Genomic DNA, 22,679 nt, shown 5'->3' on the forward strand with positions numbered 1-22,679 from the left:
CCCCTTGGGCGTACCATGTTTCTTTTTTATATGTGTAATATATTCATTTTATTTGTGTTTTTAAAAATGAGGAATGCATAAATAAAAATGAGGGAATAAGATTTTAAAAGGTATCTCTTCGTAAAAAGGATACAAGAATCATTAGGTGATTAATTTCTTTGTTGCATTTCGAGGATAGTGTTTTACTGCACACAGTTAATAACAATAAGAATCGATAAAACATAAGAATTAGAAGATTCTAGCTCGCGATACGGTAATTTATAAGTCATATTTTCGCGTCTGCTGTTAATTTTTAAATTAAAACCAGCCGCATCATTTATACGTTTTTTCCAACCTTCAAAACTGAAGTTTATCCCAAACGCATTTTATATGAAGCATTTCTAATTACAGTGCCTTTGTTATCACATTAAACTTTTTATAAACAAACAGACCATAATCTTAGAATTGGAATAGCAATATAAAAATAGTTTCTTATTCACCTAACACAAAAAATCAAGAAACTATAATTCAGAATACGATCAACTTATTAAATGGAATCTCTGATAATAAAAATGCACAATCCCTGTCCCCCGGTGATCTAACTACCTTATCCATTAAACAGATTCTTCATCAATCATAGAATAATTATAGATTTGCAACACATCACTTCTTTTCAAAGATTAAACCCTCCACCAAAATTTTACACTCTATTGATAATATATTCTAAAAGCTCATATTTGAATGCTTTTTTCCCTTGTTTTTACTTTTCATTATAAACTTGAAAGTGTTATACAAGTAGTATTGCTTAAAAGAAAAAGGATTTCTAATGGTAAAGATCAAAGTAGAAAACCCCGTTGTTGAACTTGATGGGGATGAGATGACCCGCATCATCTGGAAATATATCAAAGATAAATTAATCCATCCCTACCTCGACATTGATCTAAAATATTATGATCTTTCCGTCGAAAATCGTGATGCAACCAATGATCAGGTAACTATAGATTCTGCCAATGCTATCAAAAAATATGGGGTTGGTATAAAATGCGCAACCATTACACCTGATGAGGCACGCGTTAAAGAATTTAACCTAAAAAAAATGTGGAAATCACCTAATGGTACAATCCGCAATATTTTAGGAGGAGTCATTTTTCGCGAACCCATTATCTGTAAAAATGTCCCTCGCCTTATTCCTAACTGGACAAAGCCAATTATTATCGGACGTCACGCTTTTGGCGATCAATACAAGGCAACAGATTTTAAATTTCCAGGCAAAGGGAAATTAAGTATTAAATTTGTAGGTGATGACAATCAAGTTATTGAACATGATGTTTTTGATGCTCCAAGCGCAGGGGTTGCCATGGCTATGTATAACCTTGATGAGTCAATTCGTGATTTTGCCCGCGCATCCTTTAATTATGGACTACAACGGAATGTTCCAGTTTATCTTTCAACAAAAAATACCATTCTAAAAACTTACGATGGTCGTTTTAAAGATATCTTTCAAGAAATATTCGATACGGAATTTAAAACTGAATTTGAAAACCGTAAATTATATTACGAACACCGTCTTATTGATGATATGGTTGCTTCTGCATTAAAGTGGTCAGGTGGATACGTATGGGCATGTAAAAACTATGATGGTGATGTCCAATCTGATATTGTTGCCCAAGGCTTTGGTTCTCTGGGTCTCATGACTTCTGTTCTCATGACACCTGACGGCAAAATTGTTGAAGCAGAGGCAGCACACGGCACCGTAACACGCCATTATCGTCAACATCAAAAGAATGAAGAAACATCAACGAACTCTATTGCATCTATTTTTGCATGGACGCGTGGACTAGCGCACCGTGCTAAACTAGATAACAATGAGAAGTTAAAAAACTTTTCCACGACATTGGAAGAAGTTTGTATTAAAACCGTCGAAGAAGGTTTTATGACCAAAGATCTCGCACTTTTGATTGGGCCTAAACAAAAGTGGCTTTCTACAACAGGTTTCCTCGATAAAATTGATGAGAATCTCAAAAAAGCAATGGGCAGTTAAGTTATTACTTAAATTAAAATTCAAAGCTCTAAACAGAGCTTTGAATTTCTCTTGGCAAATTCAAAGAAGTACCTTATAAGTAAAAAGAGGATAGATTTTTATTAAATAGCAAAAAACAGTGAAAAAACAGGGCTGGTCTGCGCTTTTATTGGGTAAAAATGGTCTTTGCTTTTTAACGTTTACAGGTGGAGTTGTGTTACACGCCACCAACGTTTATATTGTTATTACTATTTTACCCTCTCTTATGAATCATATTGGCAGTGAAATATATTATTCTTGGGTGGCTACTGTCTTTATTACAGCTTCACTCGTGGGTACTTCACTTGCAACAAAAATATTAGGGAAATTAGGTCCTCGCAATGCGTATGTTATTTCTGGACTTATCTTCACCCTAGGCACTTTTATGTGCAGCATTTCTTCATCTATGCCATTGTTTTTAATAGGACGCTTTATCCAAGGATTTGGAAGTGGTTCTTTGTTATCCCTATCCTATTCCATGGTACGGATTGTTTTCAGCCCATCTTTATGGTCACATGCATTAAGTATTATCTCTGGAATGTGGGGAATATCAACCTTGTTAGGACCAGCAATCGGGGGGCTTTCTGTATATTATGGGCTATGGCGAGCATCCTTTTTGATCATTGGCGTATTAGCTATATTTTTCTCACTCATCGCCTTTAAATTTTTACCAAAAAAGAATGAAAACGATGTTCCAACACCCCCTCTTCCTCTTCTCCAGCTTTTCACACTCACCTTATTGATTTTTATTATTTCTGTTGGAGGGGCTATGGAGTCTACAATAGCAAAAATTTGCGGATTAGTTATCGGACTTAGTCTTCTCTTTGTTCTAGCAAAAATCGAATCATCTACCCCTCATCCTATGTTGCCCCGCAAATCCTTTTCTTTCTCTTCTGAAATCTTTTCTGTTTACGCATTGATACTTGTTATGACAACAGTCGTATACAGTATAGAACTTTATTTTCCACTTTTTCTTCAAGAGCTTCATGGGCAAGCTCCACTTGTTGCTGGTTATATAGCAGCACTTATGAGCCTAGGGTGGACATGTGGAGCCATCTCAAGTGCTGGTGTCTCCACAAAAAAAATTCGCAACATCATTGTATACTCGCCCCTATTAAAACTGTTAGGCATAGTGATTCTTTTATGGCTCATCCCAACAGAAGTTTCCGCGCTTGAATATATTTTTATTATTTGCTTAGCACTGTTTTCTATTGGAATCAGTGCGGGCATAGCATGGCCACATTTGCTCACAAGGATCTTACAATGTGCAAATGATGAAGATGCTCTCCGTGCCAGTGAATCCCTTACCTCTGTACAACTATTTTCAGCGGCCTTAAGTGCAACTCTAGCAGGAGTCATCACCAATCTTGCTGGCCTCTTTAATCCTGGAGGAACAATAGGAATGATCTTAGCAGCAAAAACTCTTCTTATAGTGCTCATGGGTCTTTTATTTTGTCTTGCTATTCCATTAGCACTGCGCATTTCTTACTGCATATTGAAAAATCCAACAGGACATTCCAATAACTAAAAATAAATAGAAAAATTCCTTCTTCATTTAAAAAATGAAAAATATTAAGCATGCTTCTCCATATACCATGAGACGCAAAAAACCATTAATCCACACAAAGTTAGAACACTTCCTAAAACAGCTGTATATTCATAACTATAGCCCAATTTTAAAACTAATGCTCCAGATTCTGCACCAAGAGCGTTGGCAATATTAAAAGCAGACTGCATTAATGCTCCTGCCAAAATCTGTCCCTGTAGTGCAACATCCATAATTTTTGTTTGTATAGAAGGCATAGCAGCAAAAGAAGTTCCAACAAAAAAGCATCCTATTGCCGCTGTTAACGGAGCATAGGATAAAAAGAAAAAAAGAAAAAAAACAAATACGCTCCAAAGCATAGAAAAAAATATCATCGGCGAAATACCAATTTTAACGGCCAATTTAGGCCCCAAGAGATTTCCTACCACCATACCCAATCCAACTAACGGCATGATAAATGGTACCAACTCAAGTGAAACACCAGAAATATGCATTAATGTTGGCTTGATATAAGTGAAAACAGAAAATAATCCTGACGCTCCCACCGACACCATCAACAAAAGAAGCCACACCTGCTTTTGCTTTAATGCACCCATTTCTTGCAAAGGATTCGTTTTTGGAAAACTTGAATTACAAGGAAAAAAATTCCAAACAAGCAAACAACATAATAAAGCGATCATCCCCACAAGGACAAAAGCAATCTGCCAACCAATAAGTTGACCAATCCAAGTAGCACTGGGTGCCCCCAAAACGGTTGCAATTGTTAAGCCAAGCATAACATATCCAACAGCTTTAGAACGTTCTTTCATTTCTACCATTGAAGAGGCAACCATAGCCGCAAGTCCAAAATAGATTCCATGAGGAAGTCCACTGAGAAAGCGTAATACTACTAATATGCTAAAATCAGAAACAAAGGCACTAGCAATATTTGCTAAGGCATAAAAAAGCATCAAGCCTATCAAAACAGTTTTGCGTGATACCTGAGCTGTTGCCACAGCTAAAAGAGGTGCTCCAATCACAACTCCTAATGCATAAGCAGAAATATATTGACCAGCGGTAGGAATATCAACATAGGAACTTCGTGCCATCTCTGGCAGTAGCCCCATTGCAACAAACTCTGCAGTACCAATAGCAAAACTGCCCACGGCAAGAGCTAAAATTATTAAACGTCGTATTCTCGAATCAATTCCCAATACAAGAACCTTTTGTTGATAAGAATCCCTCATATCATCACTTCTGAATAGGAGTTTTAACTGTAAATATCTGTAATACACACAAACAAAAATTCAAAACATTGTTATACGCATGCCCAATAGTCCCTAATAAAGTTTTAGAAATATTTTGATATATAAAGCATTTTATGGAGTTTTAAGTAAGATTCTTTAATGGAAAATCTTTGAAAACCTCAAGATCATAGACGTATTCACCTATTTCTATCAGATCTGCCAGATAATAAACTTTGTCTCCTCTTTTCAGCCATTGTAATTTTACAGTGAAAGCTTTATTTTGCAACGATATACTACATCCTATAAATAATTCTAAAATTTGCCGAAGAATGCATTTCAAACAAGTGAATAATATCTCATCATTATCTTGATACAAAGATAAAACTTCTCCCCCAAAATTATTGTTGCTTTATTTTTGCTACCTGAATATAGACCCTCCAAATCGATAAGTTATAATTTCAACTTTACGCCATTCTTATAAATTATTATAGAGTCTTTTAAAAATTCTCATGATAATAGTGCTTGGTTTCTAGATTTATTAAATACCCTCTTTTAGACATCTTTACCCCTCTCTCACAGAGAAATCGCATCAGATATCTAACTCACTATCTGTAAATTAAAATATTCACGTAAATATATTATGATTATTTTCAGATAAATTCTATAAACAAAGCAAAAAACAAATATAATAAATTTTGTATAAGTATATTTATTTATATTTTATAAATATGACAATTACCGTGATTAATATTTAAATTTATATATAAAAACTTAAAAAATAAAATTATAACATTTTAAATGTTGTAATTTTATTTTAGTTTTATTTTAATTTTTCTAAAAATTTATCTGTTCGATTGTATATAATCCATTCTTTACCTTTAGTAATAAAAAACACAAAGTAGCTCATAAAAGTACAATTTTCATACTTCTTTAAGAGTTCGCTAACGCCTCATTAACATTGTTGCTGTAAACAGTCATCAGAAACAGAAAAACTGTTTTTCTCCGGATCAGGTAGCGCGTACCGGAGTAACAGTTTCTGTTTTATATAGTAATTAGAAAAGAATATGTACCCTATAAAACCGCACTGTTATATCTTAAGATAGTGGAATTTTATAATTTTGGAAGATGTTTCTAATTTCATATTTTTAGCTAAATTTGTAAGTGCGAGAATAAATTCAATAAAAAAATGAGGTGCTATATTACGATTAATATTTTAGCGTCCTTGTGCCCATAGAGCACGCGTTTCAGCGCAAAAATCGGCATAACAGCCTTCCTCAATGGCATCACGAATTCCCTGCATAAGTTGTTGATAATAAAAAAGATTATTCCAAGTCAATAACATCCCCCCAAGAGATTCACCAGATTTAATCAAATGATGCAAATAAGCACAACTATAATCATGTGCTGCTGGACAAAGTGACTGTGGATCAAGAGGAAGTGGATCTTCTGCATAACGCGCATTACGCAAATTAATTCTACCAAAGCGGGTAAAAGCTAAACCATGACGTCCTGCACGCGTCGGCATAACACAATCAAACATATCAACACCACGAGCAACACTTTGTAAAATATCATCAGGTGTCCCTACTCCCATAAGATAGCGTGGTTTATCCTCTGGTAAAATCGGACAAGTAGTATCCAATACTGCTGTCATAACACTCTGCGGCTCACCAACAGCAAGCCCTCCAATAGCGTAACCTTTTAAATCGATTTCTTTTAATGCTTGAGCAGAACGTTCACGCAGTTTCATATTATCACCACCTTGAACAATCCCAAACAATGCTTTATCTGGCTGATCTCCAAAAGCTGTTTTACAACGCAGCGCCCACCGCAATGAAAGTTCCATAGCTTCTTCCATTTCTTTTTCAGTTGCGGGTAATGCAATACATTGATCCAACTGCATCTGGATATCCGCACCAAGAAGTTCTTGAATTTCGATAGAACGCTCTGGACTCATTTCATAGTAAGCTCCATTAATGTAAGAGCGAAAAATCACACCTTGTTCAGTAATTTTACGGATTCCCGCCAATGACATAACCTGAAAGCCACCAGAATCGGTTAAAATAGGTCCGCTCCAGCGTGAAAATTCATGTAATCCTCCCAAACGCGCAACACGTTCAGCTCCTGGACGTAACATTAAATGATAAGTATTCCCCAAAATGATATCTGCACCAAGATCACGAATTTGATCCATATACATAGCCTTAACGGTTCCTGCCGTCCCAACAGGCATAAATGCGGGTGTACGAACACATCCTCGCCCCGTTATAATTTCGCCTCGACGTGCATACCCATCTTGAGCAATTTTTCTATAATGAAATGTCTTTATCATAACTCTCGTCTTTTTGATTCCATCAATGCATATCTCTATAGAAAGAAAAAAGATATCCCCTTACGAGCATTGTCAAAAGCTTTATGAATTAATTTTTGATTCGCTCAATATTGTAACCAGCATCAAAAATTAAACGAAATAAAAGAACATTTCTTATTAAGAAATCACCATAATAAAAGTGATAATCTAACTCTAGAAAAATAGTAAAATCCTTATAATATCATACCACAAAATACCTACGCTTAACGCACTAAAGCCTTAACAGAACTGCAAAATTATTATCACAATAATTTCATCTTCACATACTTCCATAAGCAGTAACTTTGTACCCATAGAAGAAAATTTTGAACGCATTGTACAGCTTACATATTCTTTAACTTTTACAGATAAAAATTTTTCATCTACTGGGCACAGCGATCCTCACGCTTAATAAAAGCGCAAATGAGCATAATCACTTATCCACTCACAATATTGAGATAGCTCTTGGCATTTAAGATAATTCACAAAAGAAATTAACGTGTAAATAAAAATACTTTAAAAAACTAAAAATGCTTTTTGTAAAGATTCTCAAATACCAAAAGCTCTATCGTACCATTAGAGGCTGAAAAAGCGTATGATGGTACCCGCTTGCTCCGTCATAAGCTTTAAAGAAGGTGGTGCATAATAGATTTTATACTATTTATAGCTTTAAAACTATACATGCCATGAATATCATCGTGGAAGTGAACGTTGATATGTACTGAGAAATGCTTCTTAAAAAAACACGTAAATACGCAACACAAGTGTATTCCGTTTGGAGCATTCCTCTATTAAAAAACGAGAAAAATAAAAGCGTAAGTCCATGCATAATCTTCATTATTTAAAAGATATTGCGTTAGATACTTTTAAAAAAGTAAAGTTGAATTAAAAAGGAGATGGCAAGACTAGCCATTTGTTTCACTTCTGCGCCTTTATTATATTCTTCTAAGATTAAACCGTCTTCTTATTTTAAAGATTACGCCAATATATATAAATGCTGGTTTTCCACCTTGCTAGGAAAACTGGATGAGCTAGTAAAGCTCTTATCCGTCTTAATATGTGTTTCAAACATGCTTCTGCATTAGGATTGGATGTTGATTTACGAGCAGAAACAAAAGCACACGCTCTCTTAGGAAAGTAACATCATAAAACCATTAAGACCGACAATGGATTGAAGAGAAATGCCGAATTTTTTATAAAACACTTTGCCAAACAACAACCATAATACAACAGACTTTGCGTTTTCTTATTCTGACAGGTGTTTGTACAAATCCGTTGCGTTATATTCTTCAGGAAGATCCGATTGAAGAAAATATATGGACAATGCTTAGCTCGAAATTATAAAAGGTAAGCGTGATACTACAAAAGAGTTTCGTGTGCCTTTATTGATCAGAAAAGAGTATTTTTTCTTAGAAACTTACAATTGAAATCAGTATAGTTTATACTATTCTACATCCGCAGCAATAATGGCTTTGGTAATTGAATCTGGATCTGCAACAGGTTCACCACGTTTAATTTTATCAACATTTTCCATACCTTCAACAACCTGCCCCCATATGGAATATTGACGATCAAGCCACGGAGCATCTGCAAAACAAATAAAAAACTGAGAGTTAGCAGAATTTGGATTCTGACTCCGTGCCATAGAAACTGTACCACGCTTATGAGAAAGATTTGAAAACTCTGCTGTTAAATTTGGTTTTTCTGCCCCTCCCATACCAGCACGTGATAAATTGAATTTTTCACTATCCTTCTTTCCAAATTGCACATCCCCTGTTTGCGCCATAAAACCATCAATAACGCGATGGAAAATAACATTATCATAAGCACCTTCCCGTACCAGTTCTTTAATACGTGTAACATGACAAGGTGCCAAATCAGCAAAAAGCTCAATAACAACTCTGCCCTTTGTTGTTTCAAGAATTAAAGTATTCTCTGGATTTTTATTCTCAGCCATATGGAAAGCTCCCTTGATTCATTTCTCAACTTGTAAAGTAGCAGCATTAATAACATCAGGATTTTTTACAGATCCATTATTACTTGTCGTACCTTTTTTTATTTTATCAACAACATCCATCCCCTTTATAACCTCTCCAATAACCGTATACTGACCGTTTAAAAAATCAGCATCATCAAAACAAATGAAGAATTGAGAATTCGCGGAATCCGGATCTTGTGATCGTGCCATCCCAACTGTGCCACGCTTAAACGGCTGTTTTGAAAACTCCGCCGGTATATTGGGATAATTTGAACTACCCATACCAACGCGTTTCAGATCAAAATCTCTACTGCCTTTTTTTCCAAATTCTACATCACCAGTTTGCGCCATGAAATTAGGAATAACGCGATGAAACACAACATTATTATAGGCCCCCTCCTCTGTTAATCTTTTGATTTGCGCAACATGCTTTGGCGCCAAATCAGGACGCAGACGAATAATGACATCACCATCTTTGAGAGATAAAACAAGAAGGCTTGCATCACTTGCTGGGCTAGAATTACCAGCGACTGCAGACAATGAAAAAAAACAAAACACACATATCAAAACAGCAAAAATTCTACGAGACACAATTACTCTCCCCTAAAAGATTGGTATTTCGAGCTTAAAGCTTGTGCAACATTGGGCGGTACAAATGGTGTCACATCACCTCCCATAGAGGCAATTTGGCGTACCAATGTAGAAGTTATCGCGCGCCCAGAAACACTTGCCGGCAAAAAAACAGTTTGCAATTCAGGAGCCATAACACCATTCATTCCTGCCATTTGCATTTCATAATCAAGATCAGTACCATCACGCAATCCACGAATGAGAAATGAAGCACCAACTTCACGCGCCTTCTCAATGAGAAGGTTGCTAAATGAAAGAACCTGCAATCGATTAGAATCTGCACCAAATAAGTCTTTCCCTACCTGCGTAATGAAATCAACACGCTCTTCGAAGCTAAAGAGTGTTTTTTTGTCAGCCTGTATCCCTATAGCGACGACCACCTTATCAGCTAACACAAAACACCCTTTCAAAACATCAAGATGACCATTTGTAAGAGGATCAAAAGAACCCGCGTAAAGAGCAATTTTCATGACTTTACTCCTTCCTCTTAAAAATTATTTTTCTTCGCTCATATCAACTGTATCAGAATGCTTCTCACCTTCATCATCTAATGAACTCGTATCATCTTCAGGTTCAGAAATACGTTCAACCGATACGACTCTTTCACCTTTGGCTGTATTAAAAATTGTGACTCCCTTAGTTGAGCGCCCAGCAGTACGAATTCCCTCAACAGGGACACGAATAAGCTGCCCCCCATCTGATACCAACATAATTTGATCTTGCGCCTTCACCGGAAAAGCCGCTACTAATTTACCAATTTCAGCTGTTTTAGATGGATCTGTTGCGCGAATCCCTTTTCCGCCACGTCCCGAAATCCGGAACTCATAGGAAGAAGAGCGTTTACCATAACCAAACTCACTCACCGTCAAAAGCATTTGTTCACGTGCATGAAGTTCTGCATAACGTTCATCTGTTAACTCTGTTTCAGCCCCCCCATCCTCATCATCCAGAATGACAATATCTTCAACATCAGCATCTGCACCAGAAGCACGCCGTTCATTCATGACACGTTTAATATAAGCAGAACGCTCAATGGACGTCGCCTCGACATGCTCTAAAATTGTCATCGAAATGACTTTATCGCCTTTAGCTAAATTGATACCACGAACTCCCACAGAATTACGCCCAGCAAAGACACGAACATCAACAACTGGAAAACGGATACATTGTCCATTGGCTGTTGTTAGAACAACATCATCATGTTCTGTACAGGTTTCAACAGAAAGAATTTCATCTTCTTCATCAAGTTTCATTGCAATTTTACCATTACGATTAACCTGAACGAAATCTGATAATTTATTGCGACGCACAGTTCCACGTGTTGTCGCGAACATAATATCTAATGCACTCCAGCTCGCTTCATCTTCAGGCAAAGGCATAATCGTTGTAATACGCTCACCTTGTTGTAAGGGAAGCATATTGATCAAAGCCCGCCCACGCGATTGGGGTGTCCCCAGCGGCAGTCGCCAAACTTTTTCCTTATAAACAATCCCACGTGATGAAAAGAAAAGAACCGGAGTATGCGTATTGGCAACAAACAACCGCGTTACAAAATCCTCATCCTTCGTGGACATACCAGAACGCCCCTTACCACCACGTCGCTGTGCACGATAGGTATTAAGAGGTACGCGCTTAATATAGCCACTATGGCTTACCGTTACCACCATATCCTCTGGTGCGATCAGATCTTCACTCTCCATCTCAGCGCTACCAAAACCAAATACGGTACGTCGCGGCGTTGCAAATTCCTCACGAAGAGCACTCAACTCATCCTTAACAATAGACATAATGCGTACGCGTGATGCCAAGATCTCAAGATAGTCAGCGATATCCACGCCAATTTTATTCAATTCATCAGCGATTTCATCACGCCCAAGGGCTGTCAATCGTTGCAAACGCAATTCTAAAATAGCACGCGCCTGTTCTTCAGAGAGATTATAAGTACCATCCTCATGAATAATATGACGAGGATCATCAATAAGTTTAATCAAAGGCGCGACATCCATCGCTGGCCAGCGTCGCTCCATTAACTGTGCACGTGCTGTCTGCGGATCAGGAGCTTTGCGAATAAGCGCTATAATTTCATCAATATTGGCAACAGCAAGGGCAAGGCCAACCAAAACATGTGCTCGCTCACGCGCTTTACGCAAAAGATATTTTGTTCGCCGACTGACAACTTCTTCCCGAAAAGAAACAAATGCACGAAGCATATCAAGCAACGTCATCTGTTCGGGTTTTCCCCCATTCAAAGCAACCATATTACAACCAAAGGAAGTTTGCAGCGGCGTATAACGATATAATTGGTTTAAAACAACTTCCGCAACAACATCTTTTTTCAACTCAATAACAACGCGATATCCATCACGATCCGATTCGTCACGCAAATCAGAGATTCCCTCAATGCGTTTATCGCGCACCAATTCGGCCATTTTCTCAATCATTGTGGCCTTATTAACTTGATAAGGGATCTCACTCACAATAATTGCCTGCCGACCACTACGAATTTCTTCAATATCAACTTTAGCACGCATAATAATTGAACCCCGCCCTGTTTCATAAGCTGAACGGACACCAGAGTGGCCAAGGATAATACCCCCTGTAGGAAAATCCGGACCAGGAATAATTTCAATTATTTTATCGAGTGTGATATCAGGATTATCAATCAAAGCAATACAACCATCAACGACTTCACCAAGATTATGGGGAGGAATATTGGTTGCCATTCCTACAGCAATTCCCCCTGACCCATTAACCAAAAGATTGGGAAAACGTGCTGGCAAGACAACCGGCTCACGCTCACGCCCATCGTAATTATCCTGAAAATCAACAGTATCTTTATCAATATCAGCTAAAAGTTCTTCTGAAACTTTTTCTAAACGACACTCAGTATAGCGCATAGCTGCAGGTGGATCACCATCAACGGAACCAAAATTCCCCTGACCATCAATCAATGGATTTCTCAAAGAGAAGTCCTGCGCCATACGCACTAATGCATCGTAAATTGAAGCATCACCATGGGGATGAAATTTCCCCATAACCTCACCAACAACACCAGCAGATTTACGATACGACTTATTGAAAGAAAGCCCCATCTCATTCATAGCATGAAGGATACGTCGATGAACAGGCTTAAGACCATCACGGACATCAGGGAGTGCACGCGAAACAATCACGCTCATCGCATAATCGAGATAGGAGCGTTGCATTTCATCAATAATACTGATTGGTTCAATACCGGTCAGCACATCACGTTCTGGGTGTGGAGTAAGATCGGTCACAATTTAAAAACTTTCAAAAAAGAATCATTTCACTTTATTTATATCGGTTTATATCGAAAAATACACAAAAATGCTAATTTCTCTCCCATAACAAAAAAGAAATTTAACAATATTTTTCAAGATGTTATTAATTTATATTTTAAATTACCAATAATAATTAACAACTTTCACTTTGCTAAACTTCAAAAATCTAAAACAAACAAACCATAAAGCAATCATAATACTGCAACTTTAAAGCCTCTTAAAAAGGAACATCATCATCTAATTTGTGTGAAAAACTTTCTCCTAATTGGTTATTATTTTGACCAAAAGTATTTCTTTGATTTGAACTACTATTAGCAAAGTCACCACTGTAACTCCCCCCTTGACTTGCTCCCTGCTCTCCACCCGCTGCTCCGCGCCCATCAAGCATTTGTAATTCACCACGGTATTTTTGCAAAACAACCTCTGTCGTATAACGGTCATTTCCATTTTGATCTTGCCATTTTCGTGTCTGTAACTGCCCCTCAATATAAATTTTGCTCCCCTTTTTTAAATATTGCTCTGCAACTTTGACAAGGTTTTCATTAAAAATAACAATACTATGCCACTCAGTGCGTTCTTTTCGCTCATTTGTATTCCGATCGCGCCAACTTTCTGAAGTAGCAATACGCAGATTTGCCACTTGATCACCAGAATTCAAACGGCGGATTTCAGGATCCGCACCAAGATTACCAATTAAAATAACTTTATTAAGGCTACCAGCCATCGCATAAACTCCAAAATTTTAATTTGTAAAATACTCTGTTCTATAACAGTTATAACCATCTTGACCTTCAATTTACATGTCGCAATTGACCATCAATATAGGTATTGCTATCCTTTACCAATATTGTATTCAGTGTAATTATAACAAAAGATGATAAAAACGCATAGTTTATTCCACCACGAGAGAATAAAAAGCTACTCATTTGTATTTTTTTCACAAAACTTATACCTTCCTTTTGCATTAAAGCAGTTAAACACATTGTAATTCTAAAAAAACAGTTTTATTCCATTTTAGGTGCTCAATTTTTGCCACATATGCCAAGGATAAAGTATGACTCATCAAAAATATATCTCCATTCGCGGTGCACGTGAGCATAACCTTAAAAATATTGATCTCGATCTGCCTCGTGATAAACTCATTGTTATAACAGGACTTTCTGGATCAGGGAAATCATCCTTAGCGTTTGATACAATTTACGCTGAAGGACAACGCCGTTATGTCGAAAGCCTTTCAGCCTATGCACGCCAATTTTTGGAAGTCATGCAAAAACCCGATGTCGACCGCATAGACGGTCTCTCTCCAGCTATCTCCATTGAACAAAAAACAACCAGTCGCAATCCTCGTTCAACGGTAGGGACCGTTACTGAAATCCACGACTACATGCGCCTTCTCTTTGCCCGTATTGGCATTCCTCATTCTCCTGCAACAGGACTTCCTATTGAAAGCCAGACAGTAAGCCAAATGGTGGATCAAATTATGTCCTTACCAGAAGGAACGCGAATTTTTATTATGGCCCCTTTGGTGCGAGGACGAAAGGGAGAATATAAAAAAGAGCTAACAGATCTTTTAAAAAGAGGATTTCAACGCGCTAAAGTTGATGGAAAATTCTATGAAATCGCTGATATTCCACCTCTTGATAAAAAATATAAACACGACATCGATGTCGTGGTAGACCGCATTGTTGTACAAAAGGATATCACCTCTCGCTTGGCTGATAGTATAGAAACCTGTTTACAGCTAGCAAATGGGCTTGCCATTGCTGAAATGGCAGACCAACCCTTAGCACAAAAAGAAACGACAAAGGAATCTGCTCATAAATCAAAAAATGATACACACAAACGGCTCATTTTTTCAGAAAAGTTTTCCTGCCCTGTATCGGGTTTTTCTATTCCTGAAATTGAACCACGCCTTTTTTCGTTCAATAATCCTTTTGGCGCCTGTCCTCTCTGCGATGGACTGGGCATAAAAAAAACAATGGATCCACTGAAAATTGTGCCCAATAAAAATCTTACCCTCAAGAATGGCGCCATTGCCCCTTGGGCTAAATCAGATTCACTTTACTATAAACAAACCTTAGAAGCATTAGGAAAAGCTTACGGTTTCAAACTCACAGATCAATGGTGTGAACTCTCTAATGAAGCACAACAGGCTATTCTCTACGGTACAAAAAGAGATGAAATTTCTTTTATCTATAAAAATAATTCTGGTTCGCATAAAATGACCCAACCTTTTGAAGGAATCATCCCTAATATGGAGAGACGCTGGAAAGAAACCGATTCTGCTTGGTCTCGAGAAGAAATCGAACGTTATATGTCTTCTTCGCCCTGCCCAGCTTGTCACGGTTATCGTTTAAAACCAGAGGCACTTGCTGTAAAAATCAACGGAATGCATATTGGGCAAATATCAGATCTTTCTATTCTAAAAGCAGATAATTGGTTTGCCAATGTTCATCAACATCTCACAGAAAAACAACGTAATATCGCCGTACGTATTTTAAAAGAAATTCGTGAACGTTTGGCTTTTTTAAATCATGTAGGATTGGAATATCTTACCTTGTCTCGAAATTCAGGAACGCTTTCAGGGGGAGAAAGCCAACGCATTCGGTTGGCATCTCAAATTGGTTCTGGTCTTACAGGCGTTCTTTATATTTTAGATGAACCATCTATCGGTTTACACCAACGCGATAACGAACGCCTGTTGGAAATGCTGCGCCATTTGCGCAATCTTGGCAATACAGTTATTGTTGTTGAACATGATGAAGATGCTATTCTCACAGCAGACTATGTTGTCGATATGGGGCCTGCCGCGGGCGTTCATGGTGGAGAAATCATAGCGCAAGGAACACCGCAGGAAATTATAGAAAATTCAGCCTCTCTCACAGGCCAATACCTTTCAGGAAAAATGGCTGTTAAAATGCCTACAGAGCGACGCAAAATATCAAAAACGAAAACACTTAAAGTCATCGGCGCCAAAGGCAATAACCTCAAAAATATCAATGCGAATATTCCTCTTGGAACCTTCACATGCATAACTGGTGTTTCTGGAGGAGGAAAATCAACATTTCTTATTGAAACGCTTTTCAAAGCAGCATCACATCATATCATGGGCTCTCATCACAGCCCTGCCAGCTATGACAAAATTGAAGGATTAGAATTTCTTGATAAAGTCATCGATATCAACCAGTCTCCTATTGGACGCACCCCACGCTCTAATCCCGCAACCTATACAGGTGCTTTTACACCGATTCGTGAGTGGTTTGCCGATCTTCCAGAATCAAAAGCCCGCGGTTACAAAGCTGGGCGTTTTTCATTTAATGTGAAAGGAGGACGGTGCGAAGCATGTCAAGGTGATGGAGTCATCAAAATTGAAATGCACTTTTTACCTGATGTCTATGTTACTTGCGATGTCTGTAAAGGAAAACGCTATAACCGAGAAACACTAGAAATAAAATTCAAAGGACAGTCTATAGCCGATATTTTGGATATGACAATTGAAAAGGCAGAGGAATTTTTCCAAGCTATTCCCGCTATTCATAATAAAATGGAAACTCTCATTAAAGTAGGATTGGGTTACATAAAAGTAGGACAGCAAGCAACCACACTTTCTGGTGGGGAAGCACAACGTGTAAAACTTGCGAAAGAACTTTCTCGTAAAACAACGGGACGTACACTCTATATTTTGGATGAACCGACAACAGGTTTACATTTTCATGATATTTCCAAACTTCTTGAAGTGCTTCACGAACTAGTCGAGCAAGGCAACACAGTTATAGTCATTGAACATAACCTTGATGTTATAAAGACAGCCGACTGGATTATTGATTTAGGACCAGAAGGTGGAGATCGCGGTGGTAAAATTGTTGCAATTGGACGCCCTGAAGACATCATTAAGGTTCCCGCTTCCTATACGGGAAAATTTCTAAAAGATGTTTTACTGCGCCCATCTCTCTATAATTCCAATTCTTAGAAACGCTTTCTATTGTAAAATACAGCATACTAACAAAGCCTGTACTTTTATTATTACCTGTAAACCAACACCTAATTCCAGTGGTGCAACACGTTTGAAGCAAAGACTAAAAACAATTTAGCGCTTTATAAGCTGTTTCAGTTGTCGTATTGCCAAATAGGAACGCGCACATAATTGCGTATTTATTCTCTGTTTTGTTTATACCTGAAACGACCAGACAACCTAAACTGGGAAGAATATGAAGTTTTAAGGGTATAAATAAATTTCTATATTTCCATTTCCTTTTAATTTATCTTTATGATTTTCCAAGGCATCCACAGCAATATCTTATAATGAAGATTGCCATTGCTTCACACTTTTATTTATCGCGTTCCTTAATGAAGATCACATTCCTCACGAAGGAACAAAACGCCCCAAACGGAATATATTTGCGTTGCCAATTCCCACATCTGTTTTAAAGAAACATTTCTCAATGCTCTCAAGCCTATTTCACGACGGCTCCTATGAATGCTATAATGATAAACTCATTATTGTACACCACCATCTTTACATTTATGAATCGGCATCATCACACTCTTTTCCAATATTTGTCTTCCCTACTCCCTAATATTGTAAAGCCTTTAATTATCGAAAGCTTTCATAAAAAGCATTTTATTTCTTTTTTCAAATGTTGTTATCCACACACTCATAACTATTTATGATATATAAAGGTATCGTTTTGATTGGTTGACGATAAAAGGATCTAAAATGAGAAAATCTTACGCTATTAGAGTTTCTCATTCAATGTGGAGAGCGTCTAATTATCCTTATAAGTCAAGATATTATCTAATAAAAAAGAAACAAAACTCTTTTATTATATTATTTGAATTCTTGTATAAGAATTGTAAGTTTTTTTCTCAAAAAACAGTATTTGGCTGTATTCTACAAAAGAAACTCTCCTAACAGAGCATAGAGTGTCATTATTTTCGACTTTTTGTGCACAAAGTATCTGTTGGACATCTTACAGTTGTCAATATAATGTGATGCAGTCTAAAAAGACAAAATAACGTTGGAGATAATTTCAGCATGAAAAAAATTGAAGCCATTATAAAACCTTTCAAACTTGATGAAGTGAAAGAAGCGCTTCAAAAAATTGGGTTACATGGTATTACAGTAACAGAAGCGAAAGGTTTTGGTCGTCAAAGGGAACATACAGAACTTTATCGTGGTACGAAATATGTTGTTGACTTTCTACCTAAAGTAAAGATTGAAATTGTTGTGTCCGATGAAAAACTGGAACAAACTGTTGATGCAATACGTAAAGCAGCTCAAACCAAACATATAGGGGATGGAAAGATATTTGTCTTTTCCATTGATGATGCAATTCGTATAGGCACGGACGAAACCGGTATCGATGCCCTTTAATAAATAACGAGAAAATTCACTTTTTTATCCACCTCAACGCCATATTAAGGAAATTGAATATGACAACCGCATCAGATATTATCAAACAGATTACAGACAACGAAATCCGTTTTGTTGATTTACGTTTTACTGATCCACGAGGAAAATTGCATCACATTACAATGGATATCGCAGAGATCAGCGAGGATACTTTTAGTGATGGTGTCATGTTTGATGGTTCTTCAATTGCTGGTTGGAAAACAATTAATGAATCTGACATGGTTTTAATGCCAGATCCAGCAACAGCACATATTGATCCTTTTTTTGCTCAATCTACTTTGGTCATATTTTGTGATGTACTTGATCCTGTCTCTGGTGAGTTTTATCGTAGAGATCCTCGTTCTATCGCCAAAAGGGCTGAGGTGTATATGAAATCTTTAAACATTGGAGATACAATCAATGTGGGTCCAGAAGCAGAGTTTTTTATCTTTGATGATGTGCGCTATAAAACGGACCCTTACAACACAGGGTTTAAACTCGATTCAAGTGAACTTCCCTCTAATGATGATACGGAATATGAAACAGGAAATCTAGGGCATCGCCCACGAATAAAGGGAGGCTACCTTCCTGTTCCGCCGATTGATTCCTGCCAAGATATGCGTTCTGAAATGCTCACAGCACTCAAGGATATGGGCGTACAGGTCGAAAAACACCATCACGAAGTAGCAGCAGGCCAACATGAATTGGGTATTCGTTTTGATACACTTGTTCGCGAGGCTGACAAGATGCAAATTTTTAAATATGTTGTACATCAAATAGCAAACAGTTATGGGAAAACAGCAACCTTCATGCCGAAACCAGTTTTTGGTGATAACGGCTCTGGAATGCATGTCCACATTTCCATTTGGAAAGATGGCAAACCCATTTTTGCAGGAAATGAATATGCTGGACTATCAGAAACCTGTCTGTTTTTTATCGGTGGTGTTATTAAGCACGCAAAAGCAATAAATGCTTTTACAAACCCATCCACAAACTCCTATAAACGTTTGGTTCCTGGTTATGAAGCTCCTGTTCTTCTTGCCTATTCAGCACGTAATCGTTCTGCATCTTGCCGTATTCCTATGAGCTCCTCACCAAATTCAAAACGCGTAGAAGTTCGTTTTCCAGACCCAACAGCAAATCCCTATTTGGCATTTGCAGCCCTTTTAATGGCTGGTCTTGACGGTATCAAAAACAAAATTCATCCCGGACATGCTATGGATAAAGATCTTTATGATCTTCCCTTAAAGGAACTTAAAGAAATCCCTACTGTTTCAGGAAGCCTGCGTGAAGCGCTTGAAGCACTTGACAAAGATCGTGGCTTTCTTAAAGCTGGCGACGTTTTTGATGATGATCAGATTAATTCCTTCATTCAAGTAAAGATGCAAGAAGTCTTGCGTTACGAAACAACACCCCATCCTGTTGAATTTGATATGTACTATTCTGTTTAAACAATCAATACGCATTCTTTTGATTTTTAAAGTGGAGGCAAAAGCCTCCATTTTTGTGGATATTCTTCTCATGCAAAAGCGCAAGAGGCTTTTTGCTCGTCCGCTTTTCCTTTATAATGTATTGAATCTCTTCAAATGAATTAACAAAGGTTTCTAATGCCGCGAATTTGTTTTCTCGTTCCCGTTCTTTTATGCATTGTCTTTATCACATCAACAACTAAAGCACATACAATAACCAACCAAAAACTTACAACTCTTGAGAAAGCAACATCTGCTTATAGTAAAGCACTTAAAAATGCCGATGCAAATGCCATCTTAAATGCTATTCCTCCCCAAGTCATCAACCGCTTAACCGCCAAAAAAAATCTTAATCAATCACAATTTCTACAAATCATGAAAAGCCAAATAGAACGGTTGGCAGAAAGTTACAAGATTGAAACGATCAACATTGATCAAAAACAAAAACGTGAAGGTACCCTTGATAATGGTACCCCTTATTTTGTTATACCCGTGGAGCTTGTAACCACAACAAATGCTGGGAAAAAATGCTCTATTCAAACTGAAATTATTGCCCTACTTCACGATAACCAATGGTATTTTATCCGTGGCAATGACGAAGCGCTCTTAACCATAACTAATGAACTATTTCCTGGACTTGATAAAGTAAAAACCAATCCTCAAAAAGTCACAAAAATACTCTGAGCCAAAAGAATGCACGTAAATAAAAGATTTTCCCCTATAAACAAGTTGTAACAATTGTAGCAGCAGCATTAAATTCAACTTTTTTATGAGCAAGGCGTGCTATTGTTTCTTTATCTATTCCCCATTGTTCCATCATCCAATCTTCATCTAAATGGGCAATAGACCAAGCATGATCAGCATCAATGTTTCCCGCAGCAACAGCAAGAGCAATGAGAGCAGATCCCGTTAAGGTTGTCATCATATGAAGTGCAGCAAGCATATAAGCAGACTCAACGCTTCGTAAATAATGACTCACAGCTTGAAGTGCTTCTGGTGATTGTTCCACATGCATCAGCCCTTCTGTCAAATAAAACCTTGCACCCAGTTTTTTTTCTGCCCAATCTAATAAAGGATCCCATTGCTCAGATTGTTTTTGCACCAACTCTTTAGGTGTCTGTGCACGATAAAAGATCATATCACATGCAACGAAACGCAATAAATCTTCAAAAACCACCTGCATATCATCAGCGATACCATCAATAACAGTATTAACCAAACGCGTCATCGGCATTTTTGCAGGATCAACAACGTGCTTTTGGTTCTCAAATTCCTGAGCAACATATTCAGCAAACACTTCTGATGGCACATGAAAATGACGCCTTGCGGGCGTTTTTACGGGACGTTCATCCAATAAAATCGTAAAGCCGACCTCCTCACAAGCGATCTTCACTTGCTTATAAAACCGTTTTGGGTGTGATTGGCATGAAAGATTTTGAATCTTTTGAACAGAACTCTTCTTATTCAATGGCATATCAAAATGATCCAAAATCTCACGCATATTTGTTTACCTCTGATCTTTTCAAAAAAACGACTGTTTCTTTAGGTTCTGTAGCTTCAATAAGGTTTAATCTGACCTTCTTAACGATTCCAAAGAAGAAAAAAATCTTGCCAATCTCAATCTGATTTAAGAGTTATATTTCATGTTTCTTTTACAAACAAGACAATGATGATTGCCTTTTATATATTTAATACAATCATAATAGTAAAACAATTTCTAAAAGTATTATCTTAATTAAGAAGTTAAATATATTGAGTTTTATGGCAAAGATGTTCACGCCTTACCAATTTGCTTATTATTCACCTATAATAGTATTATCAATATGAACAGATTCAAAAACGCTGCTCATCCAAAAAATGATAGAGCAGTGCGGTTTACGTGTCATTCACCTTCGCTTAACCATTCCAATAATTCTCTAACATATCCAATAAATACCCTGCATAGAATTTTTCCTGCTCAATTACTCCCCTAAACGACGATGTTTTACGGCATGATAGAATAATGAACAGACAAAATTATAATTGTAAATTTTCTTTCATATATACATTATTTTATAAAGCACTAAATTATTTAACGCATTGTGCTTGATATACTCTACATATTACACTATTTTAAATTTAGGCATATTTTTATAAAGAATAGAGATCATGCAATCTGAAAATAATACTTTTATCTATACACTTGGCCTTGCAGATACTAACTGTGCAGCAGCAGAACAATAGTGGCTTAACAATCACAATAAAAATATTTTGTCCACTGACTCGAGATCCCGTATTATCTTATACGCAACTCTTGAAGAAGCATTTAATGAACTTGCTCAAAAAAAAGATGCTTATCTCTTAAGTTGTGCTGCTTCCCCTGATTTGCATACACTCATATTTACCCGTTTAGGTGATATGCAATTATTTGACAGCTTTATCATGCCTACTCACTCTATGGTTTTAGCTAAACGCAATAACATTGATGAAATTAAAACCATAGCGCCTCATCCTGCCCCGCAATCTCTGGTAGCTCATCAATATGACAAAGTATTTGCCAACAGCAATGCTGATGCAGCCGTTCTTTGTAAGGCTGAAAAAGCCGATGCTTGTATCACAACATCGGTTGCGGCAAATCGCTATAAGCTGAATATTATCGAAAATTTTGAACAAATGCCAATGACCTTTTTGCTCCACTCACTAAAGTCAACTAATCATGAAAAAATCTGAAGTGCTTCTTTCCATTGTTAACTTAGTTGACAAATTCCG

14 protein-coding genes and 1 pseudogene are annotated in these 22,679 nt (G+C 37.2%); 7 read left to right on the forward strand and 8 right to left on the reverse strand.

Going from position 1 to position 22,679, the window contains the following annotated elements; genetic code table 11:
• The first annotated feature begins 805 nt into the window (after positions 1-805).
• Positions 806-2,020: an NADP-dependent isocitrate dehydrogenase gene (locus tag ACFIQE_RS05055; RefSeq protein ID WP_375621398.1), complete on the forward strand. Its 1,215-nt coding sequence runs from the start codon at positions 806-808 to the stop codon at positions 2,018-2,020.
• A 118-nt stretch (positions 2,021-2,138) separates the two neighbouring features.
• Positions 2,139-3,566, forward strand: coding sequence for an MFS transporter (locus ACFIQE_RS05060; protein WP_375621399.1), 1,428 nt, complete (start codon positions 2,139-2,141; stop codon positions 3,564-3,566).
• A gap of 44 nt (positions 3,567-3,610) precedes the next feature.
• Here ACFIQE_RS05060 and ACFIQE_RS05065 read toward each other — a convergent pair whose 3' ends face one another.
• The 7 genes and pseudogenes from ACFIQE_RS05065 to ssb all read right to left on the reverse strand — a co-directional run bounded on the left by ACFIQE_RS05065 (position 3,611) and on the right by ssb (position 13,794).
• Entirely contained in the window at positions 3,611-4,810 is a 1,200-nt protein-coding gene (locus ACFIQE_RS05065) for an MFS transporter (RefSeq protein WP_375621400.1), read from the reverse strand.
• 1,213 nt (positions 4,811-6,023) lie between these two features.
• Entirely contained in the window at positions 6,024-7,142 is a 1,119-nt protein-coding gene (tgt, locus tag ACFIQE_RS05070; RefSeq protein ID WP_375613106.1) for a tRNA guanosine(34) transglycosylase Tgt, read from the reverse strand.
• Positions 7,143-8,604: 1,462 nt separating this feature from the next.
• Positions 8,605-9,117, reverse strand: coding sequence for a peptidylprolyl isomerase (locus tag ACFIQE_RS05075; protein ID WP_375613107.1), 513 nt, complete (start codon positions 9,115-9,117; stop codon positions 8,605-8,607).
• 18 nt (positions 9,118-9,135) lie between these two features.
• Positions 9,136-9,729 carry a peptidylprolyl isomerase gene (locus ACFIQE_RS05080; protein WP_375640464.1) on the reverse strand — a complete coding sequence of 198 codons (594 nt, stop codon included), beginning with the start codon at positions 9,727-9,729 and terminating at the stop codon, positions 9,136-9,138.
• Positions 9,719-10,238 (reverse strand): annotated as a pseudogene (coaD, locus tag ACFIQE_RS05085) (pantetheine-phosphate adenylyltransferase). Before coaD ends, ACFIQE_RS05080 begins: the two are co-directional and overlap by 11 nt.
• Before the next feature lie 24 nt (positions 10,239-10,262).
• Positions 10,263-13,046 carry a DNA gyrase subunit A gene (gene gyrA / locus ACFIQE_RS05090; protein ID WP_375640469.1) on the reverse strand — a complete coding sequence of 928 codons (2,784 nt, stop codon included), beginning with the start codon at positions 13,044-13,046 and terminating at the stop codon, positions 10,263-10,265.
• Between the two features lie 241 nt (positions 13,047-13,287).
• Positions 13,288-13,794 (reverse strand): single-stranded DNA-binding protein, encoded by a 507-nt coding sequence (ssb, locus tag ACFIQE_RS05095; RefSeq protein ID WP_375606669.1) that lies wholly within the window; start codon positions 13,792-13,794, stop codon positions 13,288-13,290.
• Positions 13,795-14,124: 330 nt separating this feature from the next.
• Between ssb and uvrA the strand changes: the two genes are divergently transcribed.
• From uvrA to ACFIQE_RS05115, 4 genes are all read left to right on the forward strand, one after another.
• On the forward strand, positions 14,125-17,040 hold the full coding sequence (gene uvrA, locus ACFIQE_RS05100; RefSeq protein ID WP_375706708.1) for an excinuclease ABC subunit UvrA: 2,916 nt from the start codon (positions 14,125-14,127) through the stop codon (positions 17,038-17,040).
• A gap of 1,065 nt (positions 17,041-18,105) precedes the next feature.
• Positions 18,106-18,444 (forward strand): P-II family nitrogen regulator, encoded by a 339-nt coding sequence (locus ACFIQE_RS05105; RefSeq protein ID WP_015856528.1) that lies wholly within the window; start codon positions 18,106-18,108, stop codon positions 18,442-18,444.
• 59 nt (positions 18,445-18,503) lie between these two features.
• The gene (glnA, locus tag ACFIQE_RS05110) at positions 18,504-19,913 is read left to right on the forward strand and encodes a type I glutamate--ammonia ligase (protein WP_375611514.1); all 1,410 of its coding nucleotides are present in this window, start codon (positions 18,504-18,506) and stop codon (positions 19,911-19,913) included.
• A gap of 156 nt (positions 19,914-20,069) precedes the next feature.
• On the forward strand, positions 20,070-20,615 hold the full coding sequence (locus tag ACFIQE_RS05115) for a hypothetical protein (RefSeq protein ID WP_375621407.1): 546 nt from the start codon (positions 20,070-20,072) through the stop codon (positions 20,613-20,615).
• Positions 20,616-20,649: 34 nt separating this feature from the next.
• Here the strand turns inward: ACFIQE_RS05115 and ACFIQE_RS05120 are convergent, their stop codons facing one another.
• The gene (locus tag ACFIQE_RS05120; protein WP_375707343.1) at positions 20,650-21,432 is read right to left on the reverse strand and encodes an ATP12 family chaperone protein; all 783 of its coding nucleotides are present in this window, start codon (positions 21,430-21,432) and stop codon (positions 20,650-20,652) included.
• A gap of 749 nt (positions 21,433-22,181) precedes the next feature.
• On the opposite strand from ACFIQE_RS05120, the gene ACFIQE_RS05125 reads away from it, so the two are divergent.
• Entirely contained in the window at positions 22,182-22,640 is a 459-nt protein-coding gene (locus ACFIQE_RS05125) for a prephenate dehydratase domain-containing protein (protein ID WP_375621409.1), read from the forward strand.
• Positions 22,641-22,679 lie beyond the last annotated feature (39 nt).

Source organism: Bartonella sp. AA1HLJMS, from assembly GCF_042197445.1.
In the GTDB taxonomy this organism is placed as follows: domain Bacteria; phylum Pseudomonadota; class Alphaproteobacteria; order Rhizobiales; family Rhizobiaceae; genus Bartonella.

Excerpts from the sequence above, each read along its gene's own strand:
- ACFIQE_RS05075 (WP_375613107.1), bottom strand. The coding sequence starts at position 9,117 with ATGGCTGAGAATAAAAATCCAGAGAATACTTTAATTCTTGAAACAACA.
- ssb (WP_375606669.1), bottom strand. The coding sequence starts at position 13,794 with ATGGCTGGTAGCCTTAATAAAGTTATTTTAATTGGTAATCTTGGTGCG.
- ACFIQE_RS05120 (WP_375707343.1), bottom strand. The coding sequence starts at position 21,432 with ATGCGTGAGATTTTGGATCATTTTGATATGCCATTGAATAAGAAGAGT.
- glnA (WP_375611514.1), top strand. The coding sequence starts at position 18,504 with ATGACAACCGCATCAGATATTATCAAACAGATTACAGACAACGAAATC.
- ACFIQE_RS05065 (WP_375621400.1), bottom strand. The coding sequence starts at position 4,810 with ATGAGGGATTCTTATCAACAAAAGGTTCTTGTATTGGGAATTGATTCG.
- ACFIQE_RS05105 (WP_015856528.1), top strand. The coding sequence starts at position 18,106 with ATGAAAAAAATTGAAGCCATTATAAAACCTTTCAAACTTGATGAAGTG.
- uvrA (WP_375706708.1), top strand. The coding sequence starts at position 14,125 with ATGACTCATCAAAAATATATCTCCATTCGCGGTGCACGTGAGCATAAC.
- tgt (WP_375613106.1), bottom strand. The coding sequence starts at position 7,142 with ATGATAAAGACATTTCATTATAGAAAAATTGCTCAAGATGGGTATGCA.
- ACFIQE_RS05055 (WP_375621398.1), top strand. The coding sequence starts at position 806 with ATGGTAAAGATCAAAGTAGAAAACCCCGTTGTTGAACTTGATGGGGAT.
- ACFIQE_RS05115 (WP_375621407.1), top strand. The coding sequence starts at position 20,070 with ATGCCGCGAATTTGTTTTCTCGTTCCCGTTCTTTTATGCATTGTCTTT.